This is a genomic window from Sorangium sp. So ce131 (genome assembly GCF_051519095.1).
Classification (GTDB): domain Bacteria; phylum Myxococcota_A; class Polyangia; order Polyangiales; family Polyangiaceae; genus Sorangium.
This window is the reverse complement of sequence record NZ_CP150455.1, coordinates 2586293-2610055: the sequence shown is the minus strand read 5'-3', so window position 1 is coordinate 2610055 and position 23763 is coordinate 2586293. Positions and strand designations below refer to the sequence as shown.

The window sequence follows — 23763 nt, the reverse complement described above, 5'->3', positions numbered from 1 at the left end:
GGAACCGGCGTCGAATCCCGCGCATGACTTTGACATCTCCTTCTTCCTCGTCGTTCTCACCCCGCCCGCGCCTCGCGCCGCGCTTGTTTTCCCTGACCGCCGCCGCGCTGACGTTCGCCGCCGCCGCGGGCGCGTCCGCGGCGCCTGTCTGGACCGGAGACTTCGAGACGGGCGACCTGTCTCAGTGGTCGTACAAGCTGAACGAGCAGAACATCAGCGTGGTGAACACGACGGTCCTGCAGGGCCGGAGCGCCGGGCAGATCCGGCTCACCAACGACGCCACGTGGCCGAACGGCATCAAGCGCGTCGAGCTGCAGCACCGGCCCGCCGACGCGCGCACCGCCGAGGGCGCCGAGACGTACTTCGCCTGGAGCATCTACCTCCCCGAAGCGCTCGCGGCGAACCCGCCGACGCAGATCGGATACTGGGAGTCCACCAACACGTATGCCCAGATGATGTCCTTCGAGGTCGTGGGGCAGAACATCAGCTTTGCCACCCGCAAGCCCACGAACAAGGTGCACTGGGAGGCGGCGGGCGCGCTGACGCCGGGCGTCTGGCACCGCATCGCGATGCACATCAAGTGGTCGAAGAACGCGGGCCAGGGCTCCGTCGACGTGTGGTTCGACGGCGCGCAGGTCGTCACCGCGGCCAGCGCGCAGACCCTCAACGACGACAACCCCCACATCACGCAGGTGGGCCTGCTGCGCAATCCGAGCGAGTTCACGGACAGCCCCATCCTCTTCCTCGACGACGCGGTGGAGGGCGACTCGCTCGCGGACGTTCGCCCGGAGCTCCCGTCCGGGGAAGGCGGCGGCGGCGGCGCCGGGGGAGCCGGCGGGGCCGAGAACACGGGAGGCGCTGGCGGCGAGGCGGGCGGCACCACCGGCACGGGCGGGAGCGGCACCGTCACGTCGACGTCGACCGGCACGTCCGGCACCGCCACGTCCACCGGCTCGGCCGGACAGCCCGGCTCGACCGGCACCGGCACCGAAGCCCCGGGCGAGGGCGAGGAGGCCGACGAGGGCTGCAGCTGCCGCGCCGTCGGCTCGCCCGGGGCGCCCGCGCCCGTGGCCCTCGCAGGCCTGATCGCCGCGCTCGCGTTCGCGCGGCGGCGCCCGCGCCGCTGACCGGCGCGCGACCGCCAGGATCCGGGCGGCCAGCTCAACAAAATCAATTCGCGAATCAATTTTTATAAACTCAACCTTGACATTGTTGATGGGTGGCCGATATTAGGACCATCCCGTGTCAAGATTTGTCGTCCGGTGCCCGAGCTGTGACAGCGAGCTGCGCGCGACGCGGCTCGGCTGTCAGAGCTGCGGGACGCACCTCGATGGGCAGTTCGAGATCCCCCCGTTGCTCCAGCTCTCGCCGGAGGATCTCGCCTTCGTGACCGCGTTCGTGCGCACGTCGGGCAGCTTGAAGGCGATGGCTCAGCACCTTCAGGTCAGTTACCCGACCGTGCGCAACCGGCTGGATGAGGTCATCGCCCGGCTGGAGGCGCTGGAGCAGGGGATCCAGCGGCGCCGGCACGAGATCCTGGATGCGCTCGAGAACGGGCGGCTCTCGGCCAGGGAGGCTGAGGAGGCGCTGCGAAAGGTGGGTTTATGACCATGGCGACGCCCGATGAACGTGTGCGCGCGCTCGTGCGCGACAACGTCCTCAAGCCCGCGGAGGGCGAGCGGCTGCTCGCCACGATGTCGCCGCGCCCCGCCCGGCGAGGCTTTCGGCTCGCGCTCAACCCCTTCGAGCGCTTCGGCGGGGGCGTCGCCGCGGCGGCGGGGCTCGGCGTCGCCGCGCTGAGCGTCGCGATCACCCGGCTCAGCGTCCGGTTCGACGGCTTCCTCGACCTGCACGCGACGCCGCAGGCCATCTCGTACCCGGCGGCGCTCCTCGAGCAGGCGCTCGTGTGGCCCCTGCCCGCCCTGCTGTTCTGGGCCTACGCGCGGCTCCTGCGGCGCGACGTGCGGTTCATCGACTTCCTCGGCGCGACCGGGCTCGCGCGCGCGCCGCTCGCGCTCTCGGGCCTGCTCCTCGGCCTGCTCGCCGCGCCGGTCCCGGCGACGAGCCCGCCGGCCTTGCCCAGCTTCACGCCCGGCCTGGTGGTCGCGTTGCTCGCCGGGGTCCTCTGCGTCGTGTGGTTCTTGACGCTGCTTTACCAGGCCTTCAAGAGCGCCTCCGGGCTGCGCGGCGCCGCCCTGATCGCCGGGTTCGTCGGCCTCGTGATCGCCTCCGAGGTCGCCTCGAAGGTCGCGCTCCTGCGCCTCGGCTGAGCGCTCCCCGGCGCGCGGCTCGCCTCGCGCGGCGCGCGCCGACTCCACGTCTGCATCGTCGTCTGTCGGCGGCCGGCCGCGAGCGCAGGGGTGCGCTCGCTCGGCGCCGCACGTCTCCACCGTCTCCATCCTTGGTTCTCTCACGGAGGGTTCGTGATGTCGTTGCGATCTTGGTTCATGCGTTCTGCGCGAGGCGCTCTCGTCGCTCTTCCCTGTGTGGCCGCGCTGGCGTGCGCGCCCTTCGCCGTCGGCTGCGGCGGCGCGGGCGGCGGCGGCGGGGAGCCGCACGCGAGTGATCCGCTCCCGGGCGGCGGGGAGCAGCCTCCGCCGGTGGACGTCCCGCCGTGCCCGGAGGCGGCCAGCGTCGAGATCACGGTCGAGAACACGCGCGGCGCGCTCGCGGGGACCCTCGAGGTGCCGGGCGGGTGCGGGCCGTTCCCGGCGGTCGTGATCATCCCCGGCTCCGGGCCGAACGACCGGGATGGGAACTCCGCGGCCGCAGGCCTCGGCGCGAGCGCGTACCGGCTGCTGGCGGAGGGGCTCCGGGACCGGGGGATCGCGTCGATCCGGTACGACAAGGCCGGGGTCGGGGGGAGCGTGGGCGCGGCGCCGCGGGACGCGCGGGAGTTCCGCTTCGAGATGGGCGCCGACGACGCGGGGCTCTGGGTGAAGAGGCTGCGCGAGGACGGGCGGTTCGCGGAGATCGCGGTGGTGGGGCACAGCGAGGGATCGCTGCTCGGGATGCTGGTCGCGAAGGAGGTCGAGATCGACGGGTACGTCTCGATCGCGGGCGCGGGGCGGCCGATCGGCGAGGTGCTGCGCGAGCAGCTCGAGAGGGCGATCCCGGACGGGGAGCTGCGGGAGACGGCGTATGGGATCATCGAGGCGCTCGAGCGCGGCCAGCTCGTGGAGGAGGTTCCGTCAGCGCTCGTGGAGCTGTTTCATCCGAGCGTGCAGCCTTACATGATCTCGTGGATGGCGTATGATCCTGCGGTCGAGATCGAGTGGGTTGAGGCGCCGATCGTCATCGTGCAAGGGACGACGGACATCCAGGTCGCGGTGGAGGACGCCGAGCGGCTCGCGGGGGCGCGGGGGGACGCGGAGCTCGTCCTGATCGAGGGGATGAATCATGTGCTCAAGGAGGCCTCGCTGGAGGCGGAGGAGCAGCAGAGGGCGTACAGCGATCCGGGGCTTCCCGTCGTGCCGCGGGTGTTCGAGGTGATTGAGGGATTCCTCTCGGCGCGGTGAGGGGGAACGATTCCCCACGGCAAATGACCGTCGGACTGTGGCCAGACCGCTCCCCCGTCTCTCGTCTTTCGTCTTTCGTCTTTCGTCTCTCGTCTTTCGTCTCTCGTGCTCGTCCTCGTGATCGTGATCGTGATCGCTCTGGTACGGTAGCCGCCTCGATGACCCCGAACATCGAAGAGAGCTCACGGAAGCCGGCGAGCGCAAACCGAGCACTCATTTGCACTGTGTTCGGCGTGGAGGCGCAACGATGGAGTGCGGCGACCTGGTGAACGTACGCTACGCGGACGTGTGACGATATAAGCGATCACGATCACGATCACGAGGACGAGCACGAAGGACGAAAGACGAAAGACGAAAGACGAAGGCCAGGCTTGCTCGCTCGGGTCCGACCTCTTTGATGATCCCACGAGCACGCCGTGCTCTTGACAAAGCTCGCCCCGCCGGCTCGCCGTCGTGTTATGGAGACCGGAGCGCGACGCGCGCTCCACGCCTCGGAGGATCCCATGGCGGTACGACATCTCGCACGACGAGCCCTCGCCGGGGCGCTGGTCTCCTCGATCCTCGCGGGGGCATCCGGGTGCGGCAAAGACGCGCCGGCGCCCGGAGAACCCCAGGCGGGCGCGGGCGGCACGGGCGGGGCGGGGGGCGCGGCGCCTGCGCCCTCTTACGCGGATCCCTACACGATCGCCGCGTTCGAGCGGGTCCGGATCACGAGCGACTCGAGCCAGCCGAACTTCCAGCGGGCGGACGTGGACATCGATCTCCATGACGGGCCGTTCGCGAGCGTGAAGCTCGTCGTGGATCTCGAGACCACGTGTTACCCGTTCGACACGTGGCAGGACAACCCTCCACCGGAAGGGGAGAACTGGCCCGCGGACTGCGACGCGTTCGATCGCAACTTCGAGCTGTCGCTCGACGATCCCGACGACCCCGCGGCGGCCCCCCCCGGGATCGAGCTCGTTCGCGCGATCACGCCGTTCGGGGGGCCGCTCCACCTGGAGGTGGATATCACCGACGTCGCCAACGGGCTCCCCGCCGGCAAACACCGCCTGAGGACGGTCATTCCGACCTGGTCCGACGCGAACGGCGAGGTGAGCGGCTCGAACGGCGGCTGGAACGTGAGCGCGGTCGTCGAGGTGGTGCCCGGCCCCGCGCCGCGCAAGGTGCTGGCGGTGATCCCGCTGTTCAACGGCTCGCAAACGACGGCGGACGCACCGGGGCCGCTCGCCGTGGAGGTCCCCGAGGGCACGGTGAGCTCGCGCCTGGAGTACCGGGTGACCGGGCACGGCGGCGGCGAGATGGAATCGGGGTGCATCGGGCCCGCGGAGGAGTTCTGCAAGAGAAGCCACGTCATCCGGGTGGACGGCGCAGAGCTCGAGACGCTCCTGCCGTGGCGCACCGACTGCGAGAAGCTCTGCACGCTCACCCACTACGGCCCAGAGGACGACGGGTTCGATTACTGCCTCGAGAACCCGTGCGGAGCGACCTCGAGCGTGAGGGCGTCGCGCGCGAACTGGTGCCCGGGGAGCGAATCGCCGCCGCTCACCTGGGACGCGGACGCCCTGCGCACGCCGGGGAGCCACACGTTCGGATGGGAGATCTCCAAGGTCGCAGAGGGCGGCGCGTGGCGGATCTCGGCGGTGTATTTCGCGTTCGGCGCTCCGCAAAACTAGCCTCGACCGCCGCGCTCACTCCTCATAGCCCGATCGCCTGACGCCGCGCCGCCGGCGCTCCCGCGCGGCGGTGGACCGCGCCCGCGCGGCGGTGATAGGAGAAGTCATGGCGAAGAGGCGCGCAGCATGCATAGGGGCGGCGTGGGCGCTCACGGCCGGCGGGTGCACCACGCTCGCGGGGCTGGACGACAGCTACCACCTGGCGGAAGGGGCGGGCGGCGCGTCCGGCGGTCTGCCGTCGGCCTCGGCGACTGGTGGCGCGGGGGCCGGCGGTGGTGAGGTGGTCGTCCCGACGGACGTCGCGCTGATCGACGACATGGAAGACGGCAACGGCGCCATCGCGGAGGCGGGCGGCAGGGCCGGCTACTGGCACAGCTACAACGATGGGACGGGCACGCAGACTCCACCGGTCTACACGGACGAGATGCCCGTCGAGTTCATCCCGGAGGCGCTCACGCCGCCGCGTGGCCAGAGCACGATGGCGATGCACACGTTCGGGTCCGGCTTCACGGAGTGGGGCGCCGGGGTCCGCTTCGCGCTGAACCGCCCGGACATGGCCCCGCTCGCCTACGACGCGTCGGAGTACGCCGGTATCGTGTTCTGGGCCAGGCTCGGCGACGCGGGCGCGGCGACGACCATGAAGATCCACATCTCGGACAAGGTCTCGGACCCCGCGGGCGGGCTCTGCGATGAGTCGGGAGCGGACGAGGCCAACCAGTGCTTCGACCACTGGTCCTACACCGCGCGCCTCGGCACGGCGTGGGCCGCGGTCGTGATCCCGTTCGTGGAGCTCGCGCGCGAAGGCTGGGGCGCCGAGCCCACCGCCCAGGCCATCGACCTCGCAGGGCTCTACGCGATCGGTTTCCAGTTCGCGCAGGGCGAGGATTTCGACGTCTACATCGACGACATCGGCTTCTACAGGTGATCGCGCCCCTCGGCCGGGGCAATCACCGGGCCGGTGATGCGCTTCTTGCGGTGTTCAGCTTCAGGGGAAGCTCAGGACTTCCACCCAGTGGGGACTGCGGCCCACCGGGTACGACCTCACGGGGGTGAGCCGGCCGCTCGCGCCGTCGATTGCGTGCACGCGCACGGCGTGTGAGAGCTGCCCGGCGGCGACGAGCCAGCGGCCGCTGGGGTCGATCTGGAAGCCGCGCGGCTGCTGTTCCGTGGGCGCGTGCGAGACCAGGCTCAGGCGGCCGGTCTGCGCATCGACGCGGAAGCCGGCCAGCGTGCTGGACGTGCGCTCCGAGGTGTAGAGGAAGCGGCCGTCGGGCGTGAGGTGCAGGTCGGCCGCCCAGGGCTTCCCCGAGAAGCCCTCGGGCAGCGTGGAGAGGCTCTGCACCGCCGACAACGTGCCGCGCTCGGCGTCGAGCGCCAGAGCCTCGACGCTCGCATCCAGCTCGTTGAGCAGGTAGACGAAGCGCCCGTCGGGAGCGAACACCAGGTGGCGCGGGCCGGCCTGCGGACGCAGCGGCAGCGTCGGCGGATCGTTCGGCGTGAGCCGGCCGGTGGCGGCGTCGAAGCGCCACTGCACCACCTCGTCCGTGCCGAGGGTCGTGACGAAGACGTAGCGGTTCGACGGATCCACCAGCGTGGCATGCGCGTGGCGGCCCGTGGGCAACACCGCAGCAGGCTCGCCCACCGTGCCGTCGCTGCCGATCGGGCTGACGCTGGTCTTGTGGCCGCCATAGGAGGCGCCGAAGAGATGGCGCCCGCTGCGATCGGTGACGAGGTGCGCCATGCTGTCGGGCAGCGGCGCCGTCGAGAGCGGCTGGAGCTGCCCGCTGGCGGCGTCCAGCGCGAAGCTCTGCACGGCATAGGGCTCGGAGCGCAGCGCGATGTAGAGGAAGCGCCGGTCCGGCGAGACCGCGAGCGGCCCGGCCTGGCCTTCGACGACGACGGTCTGCACCGGCGCCAGCGATCCGTCGGCGGTGTGGAGGCGCAGCACCGAGATCTCGCGGCTCTCGGCGCTGGCGACGTAGGCGTAGGTGCCGGCCTGGGTCATCGATGAGGCTCCGAATGTCAATCACGGAGCTGGAAGAAGCCGCGCAGCGAGCGCGCCACGAGCTCCGGCCGCTGCAGCGTGACCCAGTGGGTCGCCCCGGGGATCTTCCGGATGTGCAGGTCGCGAACGTAACGGTGCAGCCTGTCGAGGCCACCCTGCATCAAATACGGGTCTCCCTCGCCCCAGAGCACGAGGACCGGGACCTCCACGCCGTAACGATCCGGCCCGATCCCGAGCCGCTCGAGCAGGTTGCTCGGACGCTCCACCACTTCCCCAGGAGGCGGAGGCCCGATCTCCGCGGCCCTGTAATAGTTGAGCCCGGCTGCAATCGCTCCGGGCTGCTTCCAGGCCGCGAGCCACTCCTCGACCTGCTCGTCCGGGAGCTTCGCCCCGTGGGCCCGCGCGTCGCCGAAGACCACCGCGCGCAGGGACGCGAAGTCGTCCTGGGCCATCGCCACCTCGGTTCCGGGCGCGCGGAACTGCAGCATGTACTGGCTCGCCTTCTGCTGCTCGGGGTCGCTGCGCAGCGCCTCGTTGAACAGGTGCGGATGGGTGATGTTGATCGTCGCGAAGCGCGCGACGTACTCCGGATGCCGCAGCAGGAAGCACCACGCGACGATGCCGCCCCAGTCCTGGGCCACGAGCCGGACCTTCCGCACGCCCAGGTGATCGAGCAGGCCCTTCACGTCGGCGACGAGGTGCTCGATCCCGTACGCGTCCACCTCCTCGGGGCGCGAGGTGAGGTTGTAGCCGCGCAGGTCGGGCGCGATGGTCCGGTGATCGCGGGAGAGATCCTCGATCACCGATCGCCATACTCCCCAGTACTCCGGGAAGCCGTGCAGGAAGAGGACGGGCTCGCCCTCCCCCGCGGTGACGTAGTGCATCCGTAGCTGGCCGAGATCGGCGTGGTGATGCTGGATCAAGGGCTCCTCCTCGCGCTGAGCGCGGACGACCGTACCACGGGCCGCCCGCCGGCGGCCGGCTCAGACCCGCGACGTCTCCTCCAGCTCCTTGCCGCGCGTCTCCGGGAGCAGCCAGAGGATGAGCACGAGCGCGATCAGCGGGAACACCGCCGTCGTCGACACCGCCCTCCCCCAGCCCACCCGCTCCGCCGCGATCCCGAGGCCGATCGGCGACAGGATGTACGTGATCCGGCCGAGCAGGTTGTTGGACCAGGCGACCGCGTCGCTCCGGAAATGCGTCGGGAAGAGCTCGGTCGTGTACGCGTTCAGCACCGGAAGCACGCCGCTCGCGCCGAAGATGGCGAAGATCAGCGCGACGGTGAGCCCGGCCTGCGTCGGGAGCGCGTAGGCGCCGAGCACGCCGGCCGCGGTCAGCGTGTAGATGACCACCGCGCCCCTGCGGCGGCCCGCGACGTCGATCAGCTTGCCCGACGCGAAGATGAGCGGCGTCGAGACGAGCGCGGCGAGCGTGATGCTGGCCCCCACCTCGGCGTCCGTCATCCCGCGCTCCCGGAGCGCGAACGTCTTCCAGAACGTGACCGCGTTCTGCGTGCAGACGTACGTCACGCCCCAGATGAGCGCGAGCTCCAGCATCCGGCCGCGGTGCGCCGACCGCAGGATCTGCGTGAACGGCGGCGCGCCCTCGCCCCGCCGCTCGGCCGCGTGCCGCTCGAACCGCGCCGTCTCGCGCAGGCCGCGCCGCGCCACCGCCATCATCACGAGCGGGACGCCGCCCACGAAATAGACGCTGCGCCACCCGAGCGGCGTCGAGAGGAGCAGCGGCACCACGCCGGCGCACACGATGGAGCCCAGGCTCGAGAACGCCTGGATGACGCCGATCACCATCCCGCGCCGGTCCTTCGGGTACTCCTCGGCCGCGTACACCATGCTGACCGCCCACTCGCCGATCAGGAAGACGCGCGCGAGGAGCTGGCAGGCCGCGAACGCGAACACGTTCGGCGCGAGCCCCGTGAGCACCGAGAAGAGCGTGTAGCCGGCGATGGTGATCGTGAGCACCCGCCGCCGGCCCCACTGATCCGCCTTGCGGACGAGCACGTAGGCGATCATCGTGCCCGCGTTGATCACGCCGACGAGCAGCCCCTCGTCGCTCGGCGAGAGCCCCATCTCCGCGCCGACGTTCGGGAGGATCTGCGTGAGCGCCAGGAAGTCGTAGCCCTCGAAGAACGAGGCCACGCTCAGGAACACGAACAGCCGCCGCTGGTACGGCGTGAGCGGCGTCTTCGGCTCGGAGGCGGTCGTCACCGCGGCACCTGCTCCCTCTGCCCGAGCGGGCGCTCGTAGACGCGGTAGCGCCGGTAGAGCGCGCACCCGGCCGACTCGACGATGTGGCGCATCGGCGCGTTGTCCTCGTGGATCAAGGAGGCCTCGAGCCGCTCATAGCCGGCCGCCCGCAGGCCGTCGACCACGTGCTGGATGAGCCTCGCGTGGAGGCCCGTCGACCGGAACGCCGGCACGACGCCGATCAGCTTGAAGCTCGCCGTCCGGACGCGGCGGAGCGCCCAGGCGACGCGCGCCCAGCCGAGCGGCAGGAGCCGCCCGCGCGCCGCCGCGAACGCCTCGTTCAGCTCGGGCAGGCACGCCGCGAACGCCGCCGGCTCGCCGCGCACCGTCGCGAGCTGGATGAGGTTGCGGTCCGCGAGCGCGACGAACACGCGCCCCAGGCTCACGAACTGCGCGGCGGACATCGGGACCACGTCCGGCACCGTGCGGTACGCCTCCGTGAAGACGGCGTGGGCGAGCGCCATGTCGCGCGAGACGCGGCGGAAGGAGACCCGGCGCACCTCGAGGCCCGGGATGTCCACCGCCGCGGCCTTGCTGCGCAGCGGCTCGGGGAGCTCGCGGCGGCGCCCCGCGGCGTCGAAGAGCGGCGTGTCGTAGGCGAGCATGTCGAAGCGCTTCGTGAACCCCTCGGCCTCGATGAGCTCGCGGTAGTACGGCGGGTGGTGGCCGGCGAGCAGCGGCGGCCGCGTGCCGAACCCCTCGATCAGCAGGCCGACGTCCTCGACGCGCGTCACGTTGCGCGGGCCCCGGAGCGACGTCGCGCCCGCCGCCGCCGCGCGCTCGCTCACCGCGCCGAGCAGCGCCCGCGCCGCCTCCGGGTCGCGCTCGCACTCGAAGAAGCCGAAGAACGCCGTGCGCTCGCCGCTGTGGCGGTCGTGCCGCTCGTCGAGGAGCAGCGAGACGGAGCCGACCGTCTCGCGCCCGCGCCGCGCCCGGAAGAAGCGGAGGCTCGCGTCGCGGAAGAAGGGGTTCGCGGGGTCGAGCCGCCGGAGGACGAGCGCGCGGAGGGGCGGGACGTACCACGGGTCGGCCGCGTGCAGCCGGAGCGGGAGATCGAGGATCTCGGCGAGCTCCGCGCGGCCCCTCACCTCCTCGACGGCGACCGGCATCGCGACGCTCAGTACCCCGCGAGCCGCTTCAGCCGGAAATACAGCGGCGTCGGGCTGTCCTCGTGCTTCGGCTTGAGCGGGCCCGTCATGAGCGGGAGGTACATGACCCGCCGCTGGCTCGCGTCGCCCGTGGCCGTGGCCTGCGCGACGCGGTGCCAGATGCGGCCGTCGTGGATCGTGAGATCACCCGCCTCGGCCTCGAGCGCGTACTCCTCGGGATCGGGCCGGTGGTCCATGAAATAGGCCTTGCGGGTGAGCATCGAGAAGAGGCCCTGCTCGTGCGACGCGGGGAGGAGCCGCACGCCGCCCTTCGAGAGGGGCGAGTCGTCGAGGTAGAAGCCGACGTTCAGGTAACGCCGCGGCTTCTCGAGGTAGAAGACGTCGCGCAGGCTGTCGGTGTGCCAGCCGAGGCGCTGGTACGTCGACCCCTCCTCGTGGCGGTAGTGGTTGATCACGAGCCCGTCGCGCTCCCGCTCGGCGATCCGGTAGCCGGGGCCGGCCACGTCGAGGATGGCGCGGAAGCGGTCGTCGCGGAGGAACGCGCCGAGGCGCTCGCCGAAGAGCGACGCGAACACCATCCGCTGGATGTAGCGCGACCCGTCCTTCCGGACGCCGAAGAGGAGCGGGACGCCGTTCACGTGGGTCCTCCCCTCCCGGACGAGCCGGCGGTCGATGTCCTCGACCTCCTCGATCAGCGCGCGCACCGCGCCGCGGCCGGCGAAGCCCTTGAACCGGATGAACCCGTGCGTGTCGAGGAAGGCGCGCTGCTCGGCCGTGAGGGCGTCGCCGAGCTCGAAGTCCGGCATCCGGATCCGGTGGTTCGCCGGCGGCAGGCCGGCCCCCGCGGCCGGGGCGGCGGCCGCGCTTCGTGTGTCGGGCGTAACGTTCACGAGGGCGTCTCCTCGCCACCGATAGCGCAGCCGCGCCCCGGCGGGAACGGCCGCCGCGGGGCGCAGGACGTGCGCCGCGGCGCACCGACTGCAGGCCGGTGGCCCCGCGCCCCTCGTGAAAGAGGCTGCCGCGGCGGCGCGCCGGCCGCTCAGGCCGCTTCTTCTGCGAGCTTCCTTGGAATCGCGCCTGCCTCCCTGGACAGTGGCACTCGCTTTGCCAGCGGGGACGCGGTGCCACGACCGATGACCCATGAGCCCGACGAGAACGTGGAGGGGGAACCGCGAGGTGCACACGAGCCGTCCCGCGAGCCCGTCCGGAAGCGCGGAGGCCTCCGCTGGCCGCGGATCCTGCCGCTCGTGCTCTGCCTCGCGCTCGGGGCGGCCGCGGGGCTCGGCGGCTACACGTTCGTGTACGCCAAAGGGGCCTCCTATCTGCAGAACGATCCGTCGGCCTGCGCCAACTGCCACATCATGAACGAGCAGTTCGACGGGTGGCAGCGCTCCAGCCACCGCGCTGTGGCAGGATGCAACGACTGCCATGCTCCCCACACCTTCTTCGGCAAATATGCCACGAAGGCGACGAACGGGTTCTGGCACTCGTTCGCCTTCACCTCCGGGCGCTTCGCGGACCCGATCCGGATCAAGCCCGGCAATCTCCGCATCACGGAGGAGGCCTGTCGCGGCTGCCACGGCGACATCGTGCACGCGATCGACAACGAGCACGGCGGCGCGCCCCGGCTCTCGTGCGTGCGCTGCCATAACTCGGTGGGGCACCTGCACTGAGGCGCGCGCCTCCAGGGACGACCCGCTTCCAGGGATGAGACGATGACCGAGCCCAAGGACGAGAGATCCGAGACGACGAAGCGCGAGCGGTTCGCGGAGCTCCGCCGCTTCCTGCCGCTCATCACGATCCTGACGGCGGCCGCGACCGCCGGGATCGCCGCGCTGCTCGTCAACATCTTCGAGCACAAACAGGAGGCCAAGAGCCCGTTCTATCGCGTCGTCGAGCTTGACGACACGATAGAGGACCCGGCGGTCTGGGGGAAGAACTTCCCCCTCCAGTACGACGGCTACCGGCGCACGGTCGACCAGAAGCGCACGCGCTTCGGCGGCAGCGAGGCGGTGCCGCGCACGCCGACCCAGGCCGATCCGCGCAGCGTCGTCTCGCAGTCGAAGCTCGAGGAGGACGGGCGGCTCAAGACGATGTGGGCCGGCTACGCCTTCTCGCGCGACTTCCGCGAGGAGCGCGGGCACGCGTACATGCTCGAGGATCAGGTGTACACCGAGCGGCAGGCCGCGACGAAGCAGCCGGGCACGTGCATCCACTGCCACGCGTCGGTCTACGTGCCTTACAAGAAGGCCGGGGGCGGCGACCTCATCCGCGGGTTCGAGGTGATGAACCAGATGCCCTTCGCGGAGGCGCGCAAGCGCGTGACGCACCCGGTCTCGTGCATCGACTGCCACGATCCGCAGTCGATGCAGCTCCGGGTGACGCGGCCCGGGTTCATCGAGGGGATCCGCGCGCTCAAGGCGTCGATGGGCGTGAAGGACTACGACGTCAACACGATGGCCACGGGCCAGGAGATGCGCTCGTACGTCTGCGGGCAGTGCCACGTCGAGTATTACTTCAAGGGCCCGGAGAAGCGCCTCGTGTACCCGTGGGCGAAGGGGCTCCGGGTCGACGACATCTATGCTTACTACGAGGAGACCGGCCACGCGGACTGGACCCACGCCGACTCGGGGGCGAGGACGCTGAAGGCGCAGCACCCCGAGTTCGAGATGTGGAACCAGGGCGTGCACGCCCGCTCCGGCGTGGCCTGCGCGGACTGCCACATGCCGTACCAGCGGGTGGGCGCGGCGAAGATCAGCGATCATCACGTCCAGAGCCCGCTGCTCAACATCAACCGCGCGTGCCAGACGTGCCACAAGTGGCCCGAGGACGAGCTCCGGCAGCGGGTGGAGACGATCCAGGAGCGCCATTTCGAGGCGCGGAACCGGGCGCTCGACGCGGTGACCGCGCTGATCGGCGACATCCAGCGGGCGAAGCAGGCGGGCATGGCCGACGACGCCCTCGCCGAGGCGCGCGCGGCCCAGCGCAAGTGCCAGTTCTTCCTCGATTTCGCCGAGGCCGAGAACTCGTCCGGCTTCCACGCGCCGCAGGAGGCGATGCGCATCCTCGCGTCGGCGATCGACACCTGCCGCCGCGGGCAGCTCGCGCTGCGCGACGGCGCCCCGAGGGAGGCGGCCGGCGCGATCGCCGCGCCCGCGGCGGCGCCCGCGACCGCAGCGCCGTCCGCGCCCGGGGCCTCGGCCGCGCCCGCGGGGTCGTCGGCGCCCGCGGCATCGTCGGCCCCTGCCGCTCCGGCCGCGCCCGCGGCGTCGCCGGCCCCCGCCACTCCGGCCGCGCCCGCGGCCTCATCGGCCCGACAGCCTGGACCATGACTCGATAGGTCCACCGCAGCGCGCCTGTGTCCTGCCATGCATTCGACACGACATGAGCCGCCGATAACGTCCTTGTCGCGAAGATAGTTCTTGGATCCTCGAGGCGAGATCCATAGGGTGCCCCCCGAAAGGGAGGACTCGATGACCTCGACCCGTGATCCTTCGCGCGTCGTCGCCGGGATCTGTGCTGCGTTTGCGCTGGCCACGGCCTCGTGCGCGGTAGAAGACCTGCGCGAGCCGGCGGCCGACGAAATCCATGGCTCGCTCGTGGGCGCGGACACCGTGATGACCATTGAGCCGGAGTTCCTCGAGGCGCGCCTCAGGGAGCTCTCCGGCGCCGCGACCGCGACCGTCGGCGGCCGCGCCGTGGTTATCCGCGAGCGCGGCTCCGCCGCCGGGCGCGCCCTCGCCCGCGGCTGGCTGCGCGAGCAGTACGAGGCGCTCGGGTTCACCGTCGAGGAGCACGCTTATGACAGCGGCTTCCAGCGCGGCGTCAACGTCGTCGCGGAGAAGGCCGGCGCCGACCCGTCCCGGGTCCTCATCGTCTCGGCGCATTACGATTCGGTCAGCAACGCCGGCGCCGACGACGACGGATCCGGGGTCGTGTCGGCGCTCGCGATCGCGCGCGCGCTCGCGGCGGCGCCGCTCCAGATCGGGCTCCGCGTCGTCGCCTTCGACCAGGAGGAGAGCGGGCTGCTCGGCTCGAACGCCTATGCGCGTATGCTCGATCGCACGGGGCAGATGGAGCAGGTGGTCGGCGTCCTCGATCTCGAGATGACCGCCTACGACGCCAACAACGATGGGCGATACCATGTCATCCACTGCGACGAGAACACCTCGGCCGAGCTGGCCGCCCGCGTCGAGGCCGCGGCGGTGCGGGGCGACCTCGGCCTCAACAGGGTGGACGCCTGCACGGATCGCAGCGACCACGCCGCGTTCTGGCGTTACGGGAAGCCGGCGGTCGCGGTGTCGCAGGCCTTCTTCGGGGGAGACGGCAACCCCTGCTACCACGCACGCTGCGACACGGTCGACCGGCTCAACTGGGATTACATGCGGCGGCTGACGCAGGCCGCCGGGCTCGCCGCGGCGGACATCCTGCTCGAGTGAGCCGGAGGCCGCCGGCCGGGCGGCCGGGCCATGCCGGGCCGCGCGAGGCGCCCCTGGCGCGCCGGTTGCTGAGGCAGGCGCCGGAGCGCGCCGGCCGGTGCCCGGCGCGCCAAGGATCCCGGCGAACTCATGCGAAAGCTCGCGATCGGTTACCACGCGTCCCACGAACAGCTCGCCCCTTCGGCCTTGCTCCGGCACGTGCGTCACGCCGAGCAGGCCGGGTTCGCGGGGGCGATGTGCTCGGACCACTTCCTCCCCTGGAGCGAGAAGCAAGGCCAGAGCGGCTTTGCCTGGTCCTGGCTCGGCGCGGCGCTGGAGGCCACGTCGCTGTCGTTCGGGACGGTCTGCGCCCCCGGCTACCGCTACCATCCCGCGGTGATCGCCCAGGCGGCCGCCACGCTGGCCGAGATGTACCCGGGCCGGTTCTGGCTCTCGATCGGGAGCGGGGAGGCGCTGAACGAGCATATCACCGGGGAGAAGTGGCCTGATCACGCCGAGCGGACCGCGCGCCTCGAGGAGTGCGCCGAGGTGATCCGGGCGCTGTGGCGCGGCGAGGACGTGACCCACCGCGGCCGCGTCGTCGTGGAGGGCGCGAAGCTCTACACGCGGCCCGCGGCGCCGCCGCGGCTCCTCGGCGCGGCGATCTCGGCGGGCACCGCGGCGCGGGTGGGCCGGTGGGCCGACGGGCTGATCACGGTGTCGCAGGGGAGAGACCAGCTCCGCGAGGTGGTGCGCCGCTTCCGGGAGGGCGGCGGCGAGGGCAAGCCGATGGTGCTCCAGGTGAAGATCGCCTACGACCCCGACGAGCGCGTCGCGCTGCGCGAGGCCCACGAGCAGTGGCGCACCAACGTGATCTCGCCGCGGCTGCTCGCGAGCCTGGCGATGCCGGAGCACTTCGACGCGGCCGCGTCCTTCGTGCGCCCGGAAGACGTCGCGGCAGCGGTGCGCGTCTCGGCCGATCCCGCGCAGCACGAGGCCTGGCTGCGCGAGGACGCCGATCTCGGCTTCGACGCCATCTATGTTCACAACGTGACCACGAACCAGCAGGCCTTCATCGAGGCCTTCGGCGAGCGCGTGCTCCCGGCCCTGGCCAAGTGATGCGCGGCCCGGCGGGCCCAGCCGCCGCGCCGCGCGCGCAGCGCAGCACAGGGTGGGGCGATCCGCCACACGCCGGGCGACCGGCCTGACAGAGGGTCTGGCGGAGCGCTGCGCGGTGTGATTTCACTGCGCGACGATGAGAGTCCATGCAGGCGACACGCGGCTGTTCTTTGATGTGGAAGGGTCGAAGCTCGTGCCCGACGGGCCCGCGATGCGCGAGCGCCCCACGGTGCTCCTGCTGCACGGCGGGCCGGGCTTCGATCACACCGAGTTCAGGCCCTTCGGCTCGGCGCTCGCCGACGTCGCGCAGGTCATCTACCTCGACCACCGCGGCTCGGGGCGCAGCGACCGCGGCGGGCCCGAGCGCTGGAACCTGGACACGTGGGCGGACGACGTGCGGGCCTTCTGCGACGCGCTCGACATCGAGCGGCCCGTGGTGCTGGGCTCGTCGTTCGGCGGCATGGTGGCGCAGGCCTACGCGGCGCGGCACCCGGATCACCCGGCGAAGCTCATCCTGGTGAGCACGACGGCGCGGCTCCGCCTCGACCGCATGCTGGTGATGTTCGAGCGGCTCGGGGGCGCGCGCGCGGCCGGCGTGGCCCGCCGCTTCTTCGCGGACCCGATGGCCACGTTCCCCGAGTACATCGAGGTCTGCTTCCCGCTCTACCGGCAGTCCCCGCCGGAGCGAGGGGCGGTCGAGCGCGCGGTCGTGCACCTCGACGTGGGCGGCTACTTCGTGGCCGGCGAGATGCAGACGTACGACCTCCGCGCGGCGCTCGCGCGCGTCCGCTGCCCTACCCTCGTCCTCTCCGGCGATCTCGACCCGTTCGCGACGATCGACGACGCGCGCGATCTCGCGGCGGCGCTGCCCCCGGAGCTCGTCCAGACCAGGCGCTTCCCGAACGCCGGGCACGCCGTGCTCGACGACGCGCGCGCGGAGGCGCTCGCCGCGATCCGGGCGTTCCTGGGCGCGCCCTAGCACATCGTCGCCCAAGGCGGCGCTCCGAGGCGGTGGACCGCCGCGATCCCTCGCTCTCTCCCGGGAGCCGAATCACAGACACGGAGATCCCGTCGACCTCGGGCAGGGCTCGCCGCTGAGGCTTGACATCCGCGAGCCAACTTCGATTTCATTCTCCCCTCCGGACGAGCTCGGGATTCACTCCCCCCGAGCTCTGGCTCGGCCTGTCAGAAGTCTTGTCAGGGATCACGGCGAGAGAAGACATGTTTCAACGCAAAGGCGCAAATGCGCAACATCTCAGAGAAAATTCTGGTTTGCGCCTTTGCGTTGAAATCTCTCGGGATCCCTGGCCAAGCTCGTGAGGCACGGAACTAGCCCCTGATGAAGCCGCAACCCATACAATGTGCCCCCGCTGCCCCGCCGCTGGGCGCGACAGGCGCGGCGTAAGTGATGCGGCCACTTTTGCACACCTCTATCCCCCCGGTGTGGAGCGATCTACGCGCGACTCGGACCTCGGTTCGTGAAGCGCTGGCGCAGTGCCCCAGCGCCGTCGTGGACGCGGCGGAGATGACGGCCTGCGAGCTGCTGGAGAACGCCATCAAGTACGGCGAGGAGGTGCCCGCCGCGCGCGCCATTCTCTTCACGCTCGGCCTGACCGGCGACACGATCCATATCGTCGCCATCAACGGCTGCACCGACCAGCGCTCGGCGAAGCGATTGTTATGCTGCGTGCAGTCCCTGCGCGACGCGGCGAACAAGGAAGACCTCTATGTCGCGCGGCTCCAGGAGCTGCTCGCTGGCCCGAGCGAAAACACGAGCCTTGGGATCTACAGGATCGCGCTGGAAGGTGGCTTCACGCTCGGCGCGACGTACGCGAACGAGGTCGTCACCGTGACAGCCACCAGGAGAATTCATGACTGAATGGTCGTTTGAGCATGATGGGCTGGTCGTGCGCATCTCTCGCGAGGGCGACCGCTCGCGCATCGAGTGGTCGGGCGTCAGCGATATCCGCAGCCCCGCCAGCTTCCTCAACCCGTTCCTGGCGGACTGGTCGGCGAAGCTCAAGAACACCGATGTCACAGTGGACCTGACCAAGCTCGACTACATGAACTCGGCCACGGTGAAGCCGCTGGTGGACCTGATAAAGCTGCTGGATCAAACCAGCCGGTACGTGCTCGTCGTCTTCTGCGACAACGACTGGCAACGGGCTCACCGCAACTGCATGGCGGCCCTGGCGCGCACCCTGAAGAGGACGAAGGTGCAGTGATCTGAAGAGCCACCTCACCCATGCGCCCCTGACCGCGATCGCGCGACGAGAGCCGGCTCTCACGAGTCCACCATGATCACCCTGTCCGACCGGTACACCCTCAGCACGAAGATCCGCGAGACCGCCAGCTCCGAGGTCCACCGTGGTTATCGCGCGGCCGACGGGACGCCCGTGCTGGTGAAGCTGCTCAGGAGCGAGCGCCCGACCTCGATCGAGGTGGGGCGCCTGCGCCACGAATATGAGCTATTGACGTGGCTCGACATACCTGAAGTCGTGAGGCCCATCGGGCTGGAGCGCCACGGGCATGGGCTCGCCTTGGTCATGGAGGACGCGGGGGACGTCTCCGTCGACAAGCTGCTCCGATCAGGCTACCTGGATCTGCAGCGCTCGCTCGAGCTGGCGCTGGCCATGGCGCGCGTGCTCGCGGCGGTCCACCGCAAGCACGTCATTCACAAGGACATCAAGCCCCACCACTTCTTCGTCAAGGCCGACACCGGCTCGCTGATCCTGGTCGATTTCGGGATCGCGACGCGTATCTCTCGAAAAATCGACGCGCTCTCAGGGGTCGCTCAGCTGGAGGGAACGCTGGCTTACATCGCCCCCGAGCAGACGGGGCGGATGAACCGGAGCGTGGACTTTCGAGCCGATCTGTACTCGCTCGGAGTCACTCTGTACGAGCTCTTCACCGGCGTCCTGCCCTTCGACACCAGCGACCCGCTGGAGCTGGTGCATAGCCATATCGCCCGCAGCCCGCGGGCGCCTGCGGCATGCCGCCCGGACTTGCCGCCGATCCTGTCGGATTTGATCCTCAAGCTGCTCAGCAAGACAGTAGAGCAGCGGTACCAGACCGCCGATGGATTGCAGCACGATCTGCAGCGATGCCTGGATCAGGTCAAGCGGTCGGGCGCGGTGGAGGTGTTCGGGCTCGGTGAACGCGACAGATCCGATGAGCTCGCGATCCCCGAGAAGCTCTACGGTCGCGAGCGCGAGCTGGCCGACCTCCTGGAGAGCTTCGGCCGGGCCAGGGAGGGCGGGAGCGAGCTCGTGCTGCTGGCCGGACCAGCAGGCGTCGGGAAATCCGCGCTCGTGGAGGCGCTGCACCAGGAGCTGCTCGGCGAGGTGTACTTCGGGGCAGGCAAGTTCGACTACCTGGCCCGGAGCGCCCCTTACGCCCCGATCGCCCGCGCTTGCCGCGCTCTCGTCATGTCCGTGCTCGCGGAGCCGGCGGAGGTGCTGGAGCAGCGGCGAAGTGCGATCCTCGAGGCCGCCGGCACGAACGCGGCGCTCCTCGTGGATCTGGTCCCCGAGCTCGCGCTCGTGGTCGGCCCGCAGCCCGCTGTGCCGGAGCTGGGGCCGAGCGAGTCGCAGCACCGCTTCGAGCGCGTCTTCGTGAGCTTTCTCCGCGCGCTCGCCACCCGGGAGCGCCCGCTCGTGCTCTTCATGGATGATCTGCAATGGGCGGACGGAAGCTCGCTCCGGCTGCTGCAGCACGCGCTGACGGCCGCCGACGTGCGCCACGTGCTGGTGATCGGAGCCTACCGAGATCACGAGATCGACGCCGCGCACCCGCTGCGCCTGGCGCTCCGGGAGCTGCGCCAATCCGGCGTCGAGAAGCGCGAGATCGCGCTCGGCCCGCTGGAGTCATCCCACGTCGCGCAGCTGCTCGGCGACACGCTCGGGTGCACCTCCGAGGCGGTGGCCGACCTCAGCTGTGCCTTGCTCGACAAGACGCGCGGGAACCCCTTTTTTCTCGGCCAGTTCTTGACGGCGCTGCACCGTGACGGCCTGCTGCGCTTCGACCACCAGGACCTGGCCTGGAAATGGGACACGGCGCAGGTGTGGGGGCGGCTGGCGACGGACAACGTGGTCGACTTCCTCCTGTCCGAGCTGCGCCGATTGCCGCAGGCGAGCCGGGACATGCTGCACTTCGCCGCTTGCATCGGGCACAGCTTCGACATGGAGACGCTGGCCATCGTGTCTCAGCGTCCGCACGGCGACGTGGCCGAGCACCTCTGGGAGCCGCTGCGTCAAGGGTTCATCGCCTCGCTGGACGGCAAATACCGTTACGGTTCGGAGGCGGATCGCGCCCCGGCGGGGGCAGCCGACGGCGCGCTCGACGCTGCGTTCCGGTTCCAGCACGATCGCGTCCAGCAAGCGGCGTACTCCCTCCTCGACCCCGAGGAGCGAGCGTCCGTGCATCTCCGCATCGGTCGGCTCTTGCTGGAGCGCAGCGACGCGGGTCCGAGCGACCGTGAGCTGTTCACGATCGCGGATCACCTGAACCGCGGGGCGAGCCTGATGGTCGAGCCAGCCGAGAAGCGCCGGCTCGCGCGGCTCAACCTGAGCGCCGGCCGCAAGGCGCGCGCGGCGGCGGCGCCCGACGCGGCGAGCTACTACCTGAAGGGGGCGCTCGACGTGCTCGGGGAGGCGGGGTGGATCGAAGAGCACGACGTCGTCTGCGCCGCTCACCTGATGATGGCGGAGTGCGAGTACCTCACCGGGAACCTGGACCCCGCGTTCGCGTCGCTCCAGGCCGTGGAGCGCAACGCGCGGGCCGCGCTGGATCGTGTCAAGGCGCGCAACATCGAGGTGCTGCTGAACACGAACACGGGCAGGCTCGACGTCGCGTGCGAGAGGGCCGTCGACGCGCTGCGCCTCCTCGACGTGCGCTTGCCGCCTCTCTCGGACAGGGCGGCGCTCGGCGCCGCGATCGGCGCCGAGCTCGGGGCGTATCAAGCCGCCATCGCGGGCACGGCCGTCGAGTCCCTGGGGGCGGTGCCGGAGCTGCGCGACGCCCGCGAGCTGGCGCTGCTCGACGTGCTGGCCGCCGGCGTCCCGGCGGCCTTCCAGGCCCTGCCCGAGCTGCACGTCCTGCTCGTGCTCAAGGCGGTCCAGCTGCTCCGTCGCGGCACGGCGCCGCTCGCAGGCTTCTTCTACGCGCAGTACGCGATCGCGCACCTCATCCTCACGGGGGATCGGGAGCACGCCTTTCGCTTCGGCCTGCTGGGCCTCCAGCTGGCGACCCGCGACGGCAGCCCTGCCAGCGGGGGCAAGGTCCACTTCCTGTTCGGGGGGTTCATCGCTCACTGGTGTCGACACGTCTCGTACAGCCTGGAGCTGCTGCGGTCAGGGCTGAAGCTCAGCCTCGAGATGGGCGATCCGATCTACGCGTCCTACTGCGCCGGGATCATGCTGCATTTTCGTATGTCTGCGGGCGAGAGCTTGCATGACCTGGACGACAGCCTCTCGACCGCCCGCGACCTCGCGGAGAGGACGGGCGACGTGATCAACCAGGCCTTTTGCAAGGTCGGCCAGCAAACGATCCGCGCGCTGACCGGCCAAACCCGGCACCCCGCGACCCTGGAGGACGCGGGCTTCGATGAGGGCGTCTTCACGGCCTCTGCGCCGCTGCCGGCGCTGGCGATGTACGCGGTCGAGAAGGCGATCATCCAGTACCTCGCAGGCCATTTCCGCGACGCCCTGGCCAGCAGCGACGGCTGCAACCCCGTCCCTGGCTTGTTCTATCACGCCGAGCTCGTATTCTACCGGGCTCTGACCCTGGCCGAGCTGACGCGCACCGCGGCTCCGGAGGAGGTACCCGTGCTGATGGATCGCCTGCGCGCCGACGCCGCCACGCTCGAGGCCTGGGCGCGGTCCTCGCCCGAGAACCACGCGCACCGCGCCGCGCTCGCGCAGGCGGAGATCGCGCGGATCGAGCGGCGCACCGAGGGCGCGCTGGACCTGTACGACCGCGCCGTCGCCCTCGCGGAGGAGCACGGCTTCGTGCAAGCCGCGGCCATCGGCAACGAGCTGGCCGGCCGGTTCCACCTGGACCAGCGCCGGAGCAAGGTGGCGAGCGTGTACCTCGCCGAGGCGGTCTACGGGTATCAGCGCTGGGGCGCGACATGCAAGGTCGAGGAGCTGAAGTCGAGATACGCTCACGTGCTCCGGGGCGGCGAGGCGCCGTCGTCGACCCTCAGGCCGCCGGACGGGAAGTCTCTGATCCCGCAGAGGTCCACCAGCCAGTCGACCAGCACGGTCCGATCGGGGGAGAGCCTCGACCTCGCGGCGGCCATCCGCGCGACGGAGGCGATCGCCACGGAGCTCGTGATCGATCGGCTGCTCGAGCGGCTGATGCGGACGCTGCTCGAGAACGCGGGCGCCCAGCGGGGATGCCTGATCCTCGATCGCGCCGGGGCGCTCGCCGTGGAGGCGAGCATGAGCATCGACCCCGACGCCATGCACGTGGGCACCCGGGCGCTGCAAGGCAGCTCCGAGGTGCCGGAGGCGCTGGTGCGGTACGTGGCGCGCACGCGCGAGCTGACGGTCTTGACGGACGCGCACCGCGACGCGCGCTTCGCCTCGGACCGGTACTTCACCCGGGCTCAGCCCAAGTCGGCGCTGTGCGCCCCGATGCTGCAGGGCGGAACGGTCACCGGCGTCCTGTACCTGGAGAACACCATCGCCGCGGACGCGTTCAGCCCGGCTCGATGTGGACTGTTGCAGTTCCTCGCGACGCAAGCCGCGGTATCCCTCGAGAACGCCATGCTCTACGGGCGGCTGGACGCCGCCTCCCGGGAGCTCCGGCGCACGAACGAGGATCTCGAGCGGCTCGTCGCGGAGCGGACGGCGGAGCTCAGGCGGCTCCTGGCGGAGCTGTGGAGCGAGATGGATCTCGCGCGCAAGATACAGACAGTGCTCCTGCCGCAGCAAACTCGCCTGAAGGACTACGACATGGCCGCCGTCATGACGCCGGCCGACAGCGTCGGGGGCGACTACTACGACGTGGTCCAGACGGACGGGAGCAGCTGGGTCCTCATCGGCGACGTGTCGGGTCACGGGGTCACGGCCGGTCTGACCATGATGATGGTGCAGACCGCCGTGCGGACCGTCCTCACGGCGTCGGAGCGCGGCGGCGAGCCCCTCACGCCTGCGGTCGTGCTGAGCCGCGTGAACCGCGCGGTCCGTGAGAACCTGCTCCGCATCAGCCCGGATCAGTACATGACCATCGTCGCCCTGGAGCTCGGCCGCGGCGTGGTCCGATACGCCGGCCTCCACCTGGACATCGTGATCCACAGGGCGGCCTCCAACACCTTGGAGCTCGTCGAGACCACCGGGATGTGGATCGGGATCGAGGACGACATCACGGCGCTGCTCCAGGACGATGTCATACGACTCGAAGCCGGGGACGCGGTGCTGCTGTACACCGACGGCATCACGGAATCCGTCACCTCCGGTGGGAGGATGCTGGAGACGCGCGGGTTGTCGGAGCGATTCCACGCGCTCGCGGCGCAAGGACTGTCGCCGGGCGCGATCGTGAAGGGCATCGTGGGCCCCATGGCAGGACAAGAGCTCCGCGACGACGTGACGGTGATGGTCATCCGCTACGCTCCGGCCGAGCGGCAGCGGGCCGCAGGCTAGGCGCTGGCGCG

Annotated in this window: 19 protein-coding genes; 14 read left to right on the top strand and 5 right to left on the bottom strand. The window is 70.7% G+C overall.

Annotation, left to right across the window (positions count from 1 at the left end):
- The first annotated feature begins 23 nt into the window (after positions 1 to 23).
- The 6 genes from WMF43_RS09645 to WMF43_RS09620 all read left to right on the top strand — a co-directional run bounded on the left by WMF43_RS09645 (position 24) and on the right by WMF43_RS09620 (position 6116).
- Positions 24 to 1127 carry a polysaccharide lyase gene (locus WMF43_RS09645; RefSeq protein WP_437679193.1) on the top strand — a complete coding sequence of 368 codons (1104 nt, stop codon included), beginning with the start codon at positions 24 to 26 and terminating at the stop codon, positions 1125 to 1127.
- Between the two features lie 115 nt (positions 1128 to 1242).
- Positions 1243 to 1608, top strand: a complete 366-nt coding sequence (locus WMF43_RS09640) for a DUF2089 domain-containing protein (RefSeq protein WP_437679192.1) — start codon at positions 1243 to 1245, stop codon at positions 1606 to 1608.
- Positions 1609 to 1610: 2 nt separating this feature from the next.
- Positions 1611 to 2270, top strand: coding sequence for a YIP1 family protein (locus WMF43_RS09635; RefSeq protein WP_437679191.1), 660 nt, complete (start codon positions 1611 to 1613; stop codon positions 2268 to 2270).
- Between the two features lie 177 nt (positions 2271 to 2447).
- The gene (locus WMF43_RS09630; protein ID WP_437679190.1) at positions 2448 to 3518 is read left to right on the top strand and encodes an alpha/beta hydrolase; all 1071 of its coding nucleotides are present in this window, start codon (positions 2448 to 2450) and stop codon (positions 3516 to 3518) included.
- A 503-nt stretch (positions 3519 to 4021) separates the two neighbouring features.
- Positions 4022 to 5191, top strand: a complete 1170-nt coding sequence (locus WMF43_RS09625) for a peptide-N-glycosidase F-related protein (protein ID WP_437679189.1) — start codon at positions 4022 to 4024, stop codon at positions 5189 to 5191.
- A 106-nt stretch (positions 5192 to 5297) separates the two neighbouring features.
- Entirely contained in the window at positions 5298 to 6116 is an 819-nt protein-coding gene (locus WMF43_RS09620) for a hypothetical protein (RefSeq protein WP_437679188.1), read from the top strand.
- A 60-nt stretch (positions 6117 to 6176) separates the two neighbouring features.
- On the opposite strand, the gene WMF43_RS09615 is transcribed toward WMF43_RS09620, so the two are convergent.
- Genes WMF43_RS09615 through WMF43_RS09595 form a run of 5 tightly spaced genes read right to left on the bottom strand, consistent with a single transcriptional unit; the run spans position 6177 to position 11459 of the window.
- Positions 6177 to 7196 carry a lactonase family protein gene (locus WMF43_RS09615; RefSeq protein ID WP_437679187.1) on the bottom strand — a complete coding sequence of 340 codons (1020 nt, stop codon included), beginning with the start codon at positions 7194 to 7196 and terminating at the stop codon, positions 6177 to 6179.
- Between the two features lie 17 nt (positions 7197 to 7213).
- Positions 7214 to 8119 (bottom strand): alpha/beta fold hydrolase, encoded by a 906-nt coding sequence (locus WMF43_RS09610; protein ID WP_437679186.1) that lies wholly within the window; start codon positions 8117 to 8119, stop codon positions 7214 to 7216.
- A gap of 60 nt (positions 8120 to 8179) precedes the next feature.
- A complete protein-coding gene (locus WMF43_RS09605) occupies positions 8180 to 9421 on the bottom strand; it encodes an MFS transporter (protein WP_437679185.1) in 1242 nt (413 codons plus the stop codon).
- The gene (locus tag WMF43_RS09600) at positions 9418 to 10569 is read right to left on the bottom strand and encodes a hypothetical protein (RefSeq protein ID WP_437679184.1); all 1152 of its coding nucleotides are present in this window, start codon (positions 10567 to 10569) and stop codon (positions 9418 to 9420) included. The genes WMF43_RS09605 and WMF43_RS09600 overlap by 4 nt, the downstream gene beginning before the upstream one ends.
- Before the next feature lie 8 nt (positions 10570 to 10577).
- Positions 10578 to 11459 (bottom strand): phytanoyl-CoA dioxygenase family protein, encoded by an 882-nt coding sequence (locus WMF43_RS09595; protein WP_437679183.1) that lies wholly within the window; start codon positions 11457 to 11459, stop codon positions 10578 to 10580.
- 243 nt (positions 11460 to 11702) lie between these two features.
- Between WMF43_RS09595 and nrfH the strand changes: the two genes are divergently transcribed.
- From nrfH to WMF43_RS09555, 8 genes are all read left to right on the top strand, one after another.
- Positions 11703 to 12242: a cytochrome c nitrite reductase small subunit gene (gene nrfH, locus WMF43_RS09590; RefSeq protein ID WP_437679182.1), complete on the top strand. Its 540-nt coding sequence runs from the start codon at positions 11703 to 11705 to the stop codon at positions 12240 to 12242.
- A 42-nt stretch (positions 12243 to 12284) separates the two neighbouring features.
- On the top strand, positions 12285 to 13901 hold the full coding sequence (locus WMF43_RS09585) for an ammonia-forming cytochrome c nitrite reductase subunit c552 (RefSeq protein WP_437679181.1): 1617 nt from the start codon (positions 12285 to 12287) through the stop codon (positions 13899 to 13901).
- A 141-nt stretch (positions 13902 to 14042) separates the two neighbouring features.
- On the top strand, positions 14043 to 15008 hold the full coding sequence (locus WMF43_RS09580) for a M28 family peptidase (protein ID WP_437679180.1): 966 nt from the start codon (positions 14043 to 14045) through the stop codon (positions 15006 to 15008).
- A 129-nt stretch (positions 15009 to 15137) separates the two neighbouring features.
- Positions 15138 to 16106, top strand: coding sequence for a TIGR03885 family FMN-dependent LLM class oxidoreductase (locus tag WMF43_RS09575; RefSeq protein WP_437679179.1), 969 nt, complete (start codon positions 15138 to 15140; stop codon positions 16104 to 16106).
- Between the two features lie 136 nt (positions 16107 to 16242).
- Complete coding sequence (locus tag WMF43_RS09570) at positions 16243 to 17085, top strand: alpha/beta fold hydrolase (RefSeq protein ID WP_437679178.1); 843 nt, start codon at positions 16243 to 16245, stop codon at positions 17083 to 17085.
- A gap of 546 nt (positions 17086 to 17631) precedes the next feature.
- Positions 17632 to 17985, top strand: a complete 354-nt coding sequence (locus tag WMF43_RS09565) for a hypothetical protein (protein WP_437679177.1) — start codon at positions 17632 to 17634, stop codon at positions 17983 to 17985.
- The gene (locus tag WMF43_RS09560) at positions 17978 to 18331 is read left to right on the top strand and encodes a hypothetical protein (protein WP_437679176.1); all 354 of its coding nucleotides are present in this window, start codon (positions 17978 to 17980) and stop codon (positions 18329 to 18331) included. The genes WMF43_RS09565 and WMF43_RS09560 overlap by 8 nt, the downstream gene beginning before the upstream one ends.
- A gap of 72 nt (positions 18332 to 18403) precedes the next feature.
- Positions 18404 to 23752, top strand: coding sequence for an AAA family ATPase (locus WMF43_RS09555; RefSeq protein WP_437679175.1), 5349 nt, complete (start codon positions 18404 to 18406; stop codon positions 23750 to 23752).
- Positions 23753 to 23763: the final 11 nt, after the last annotated feature.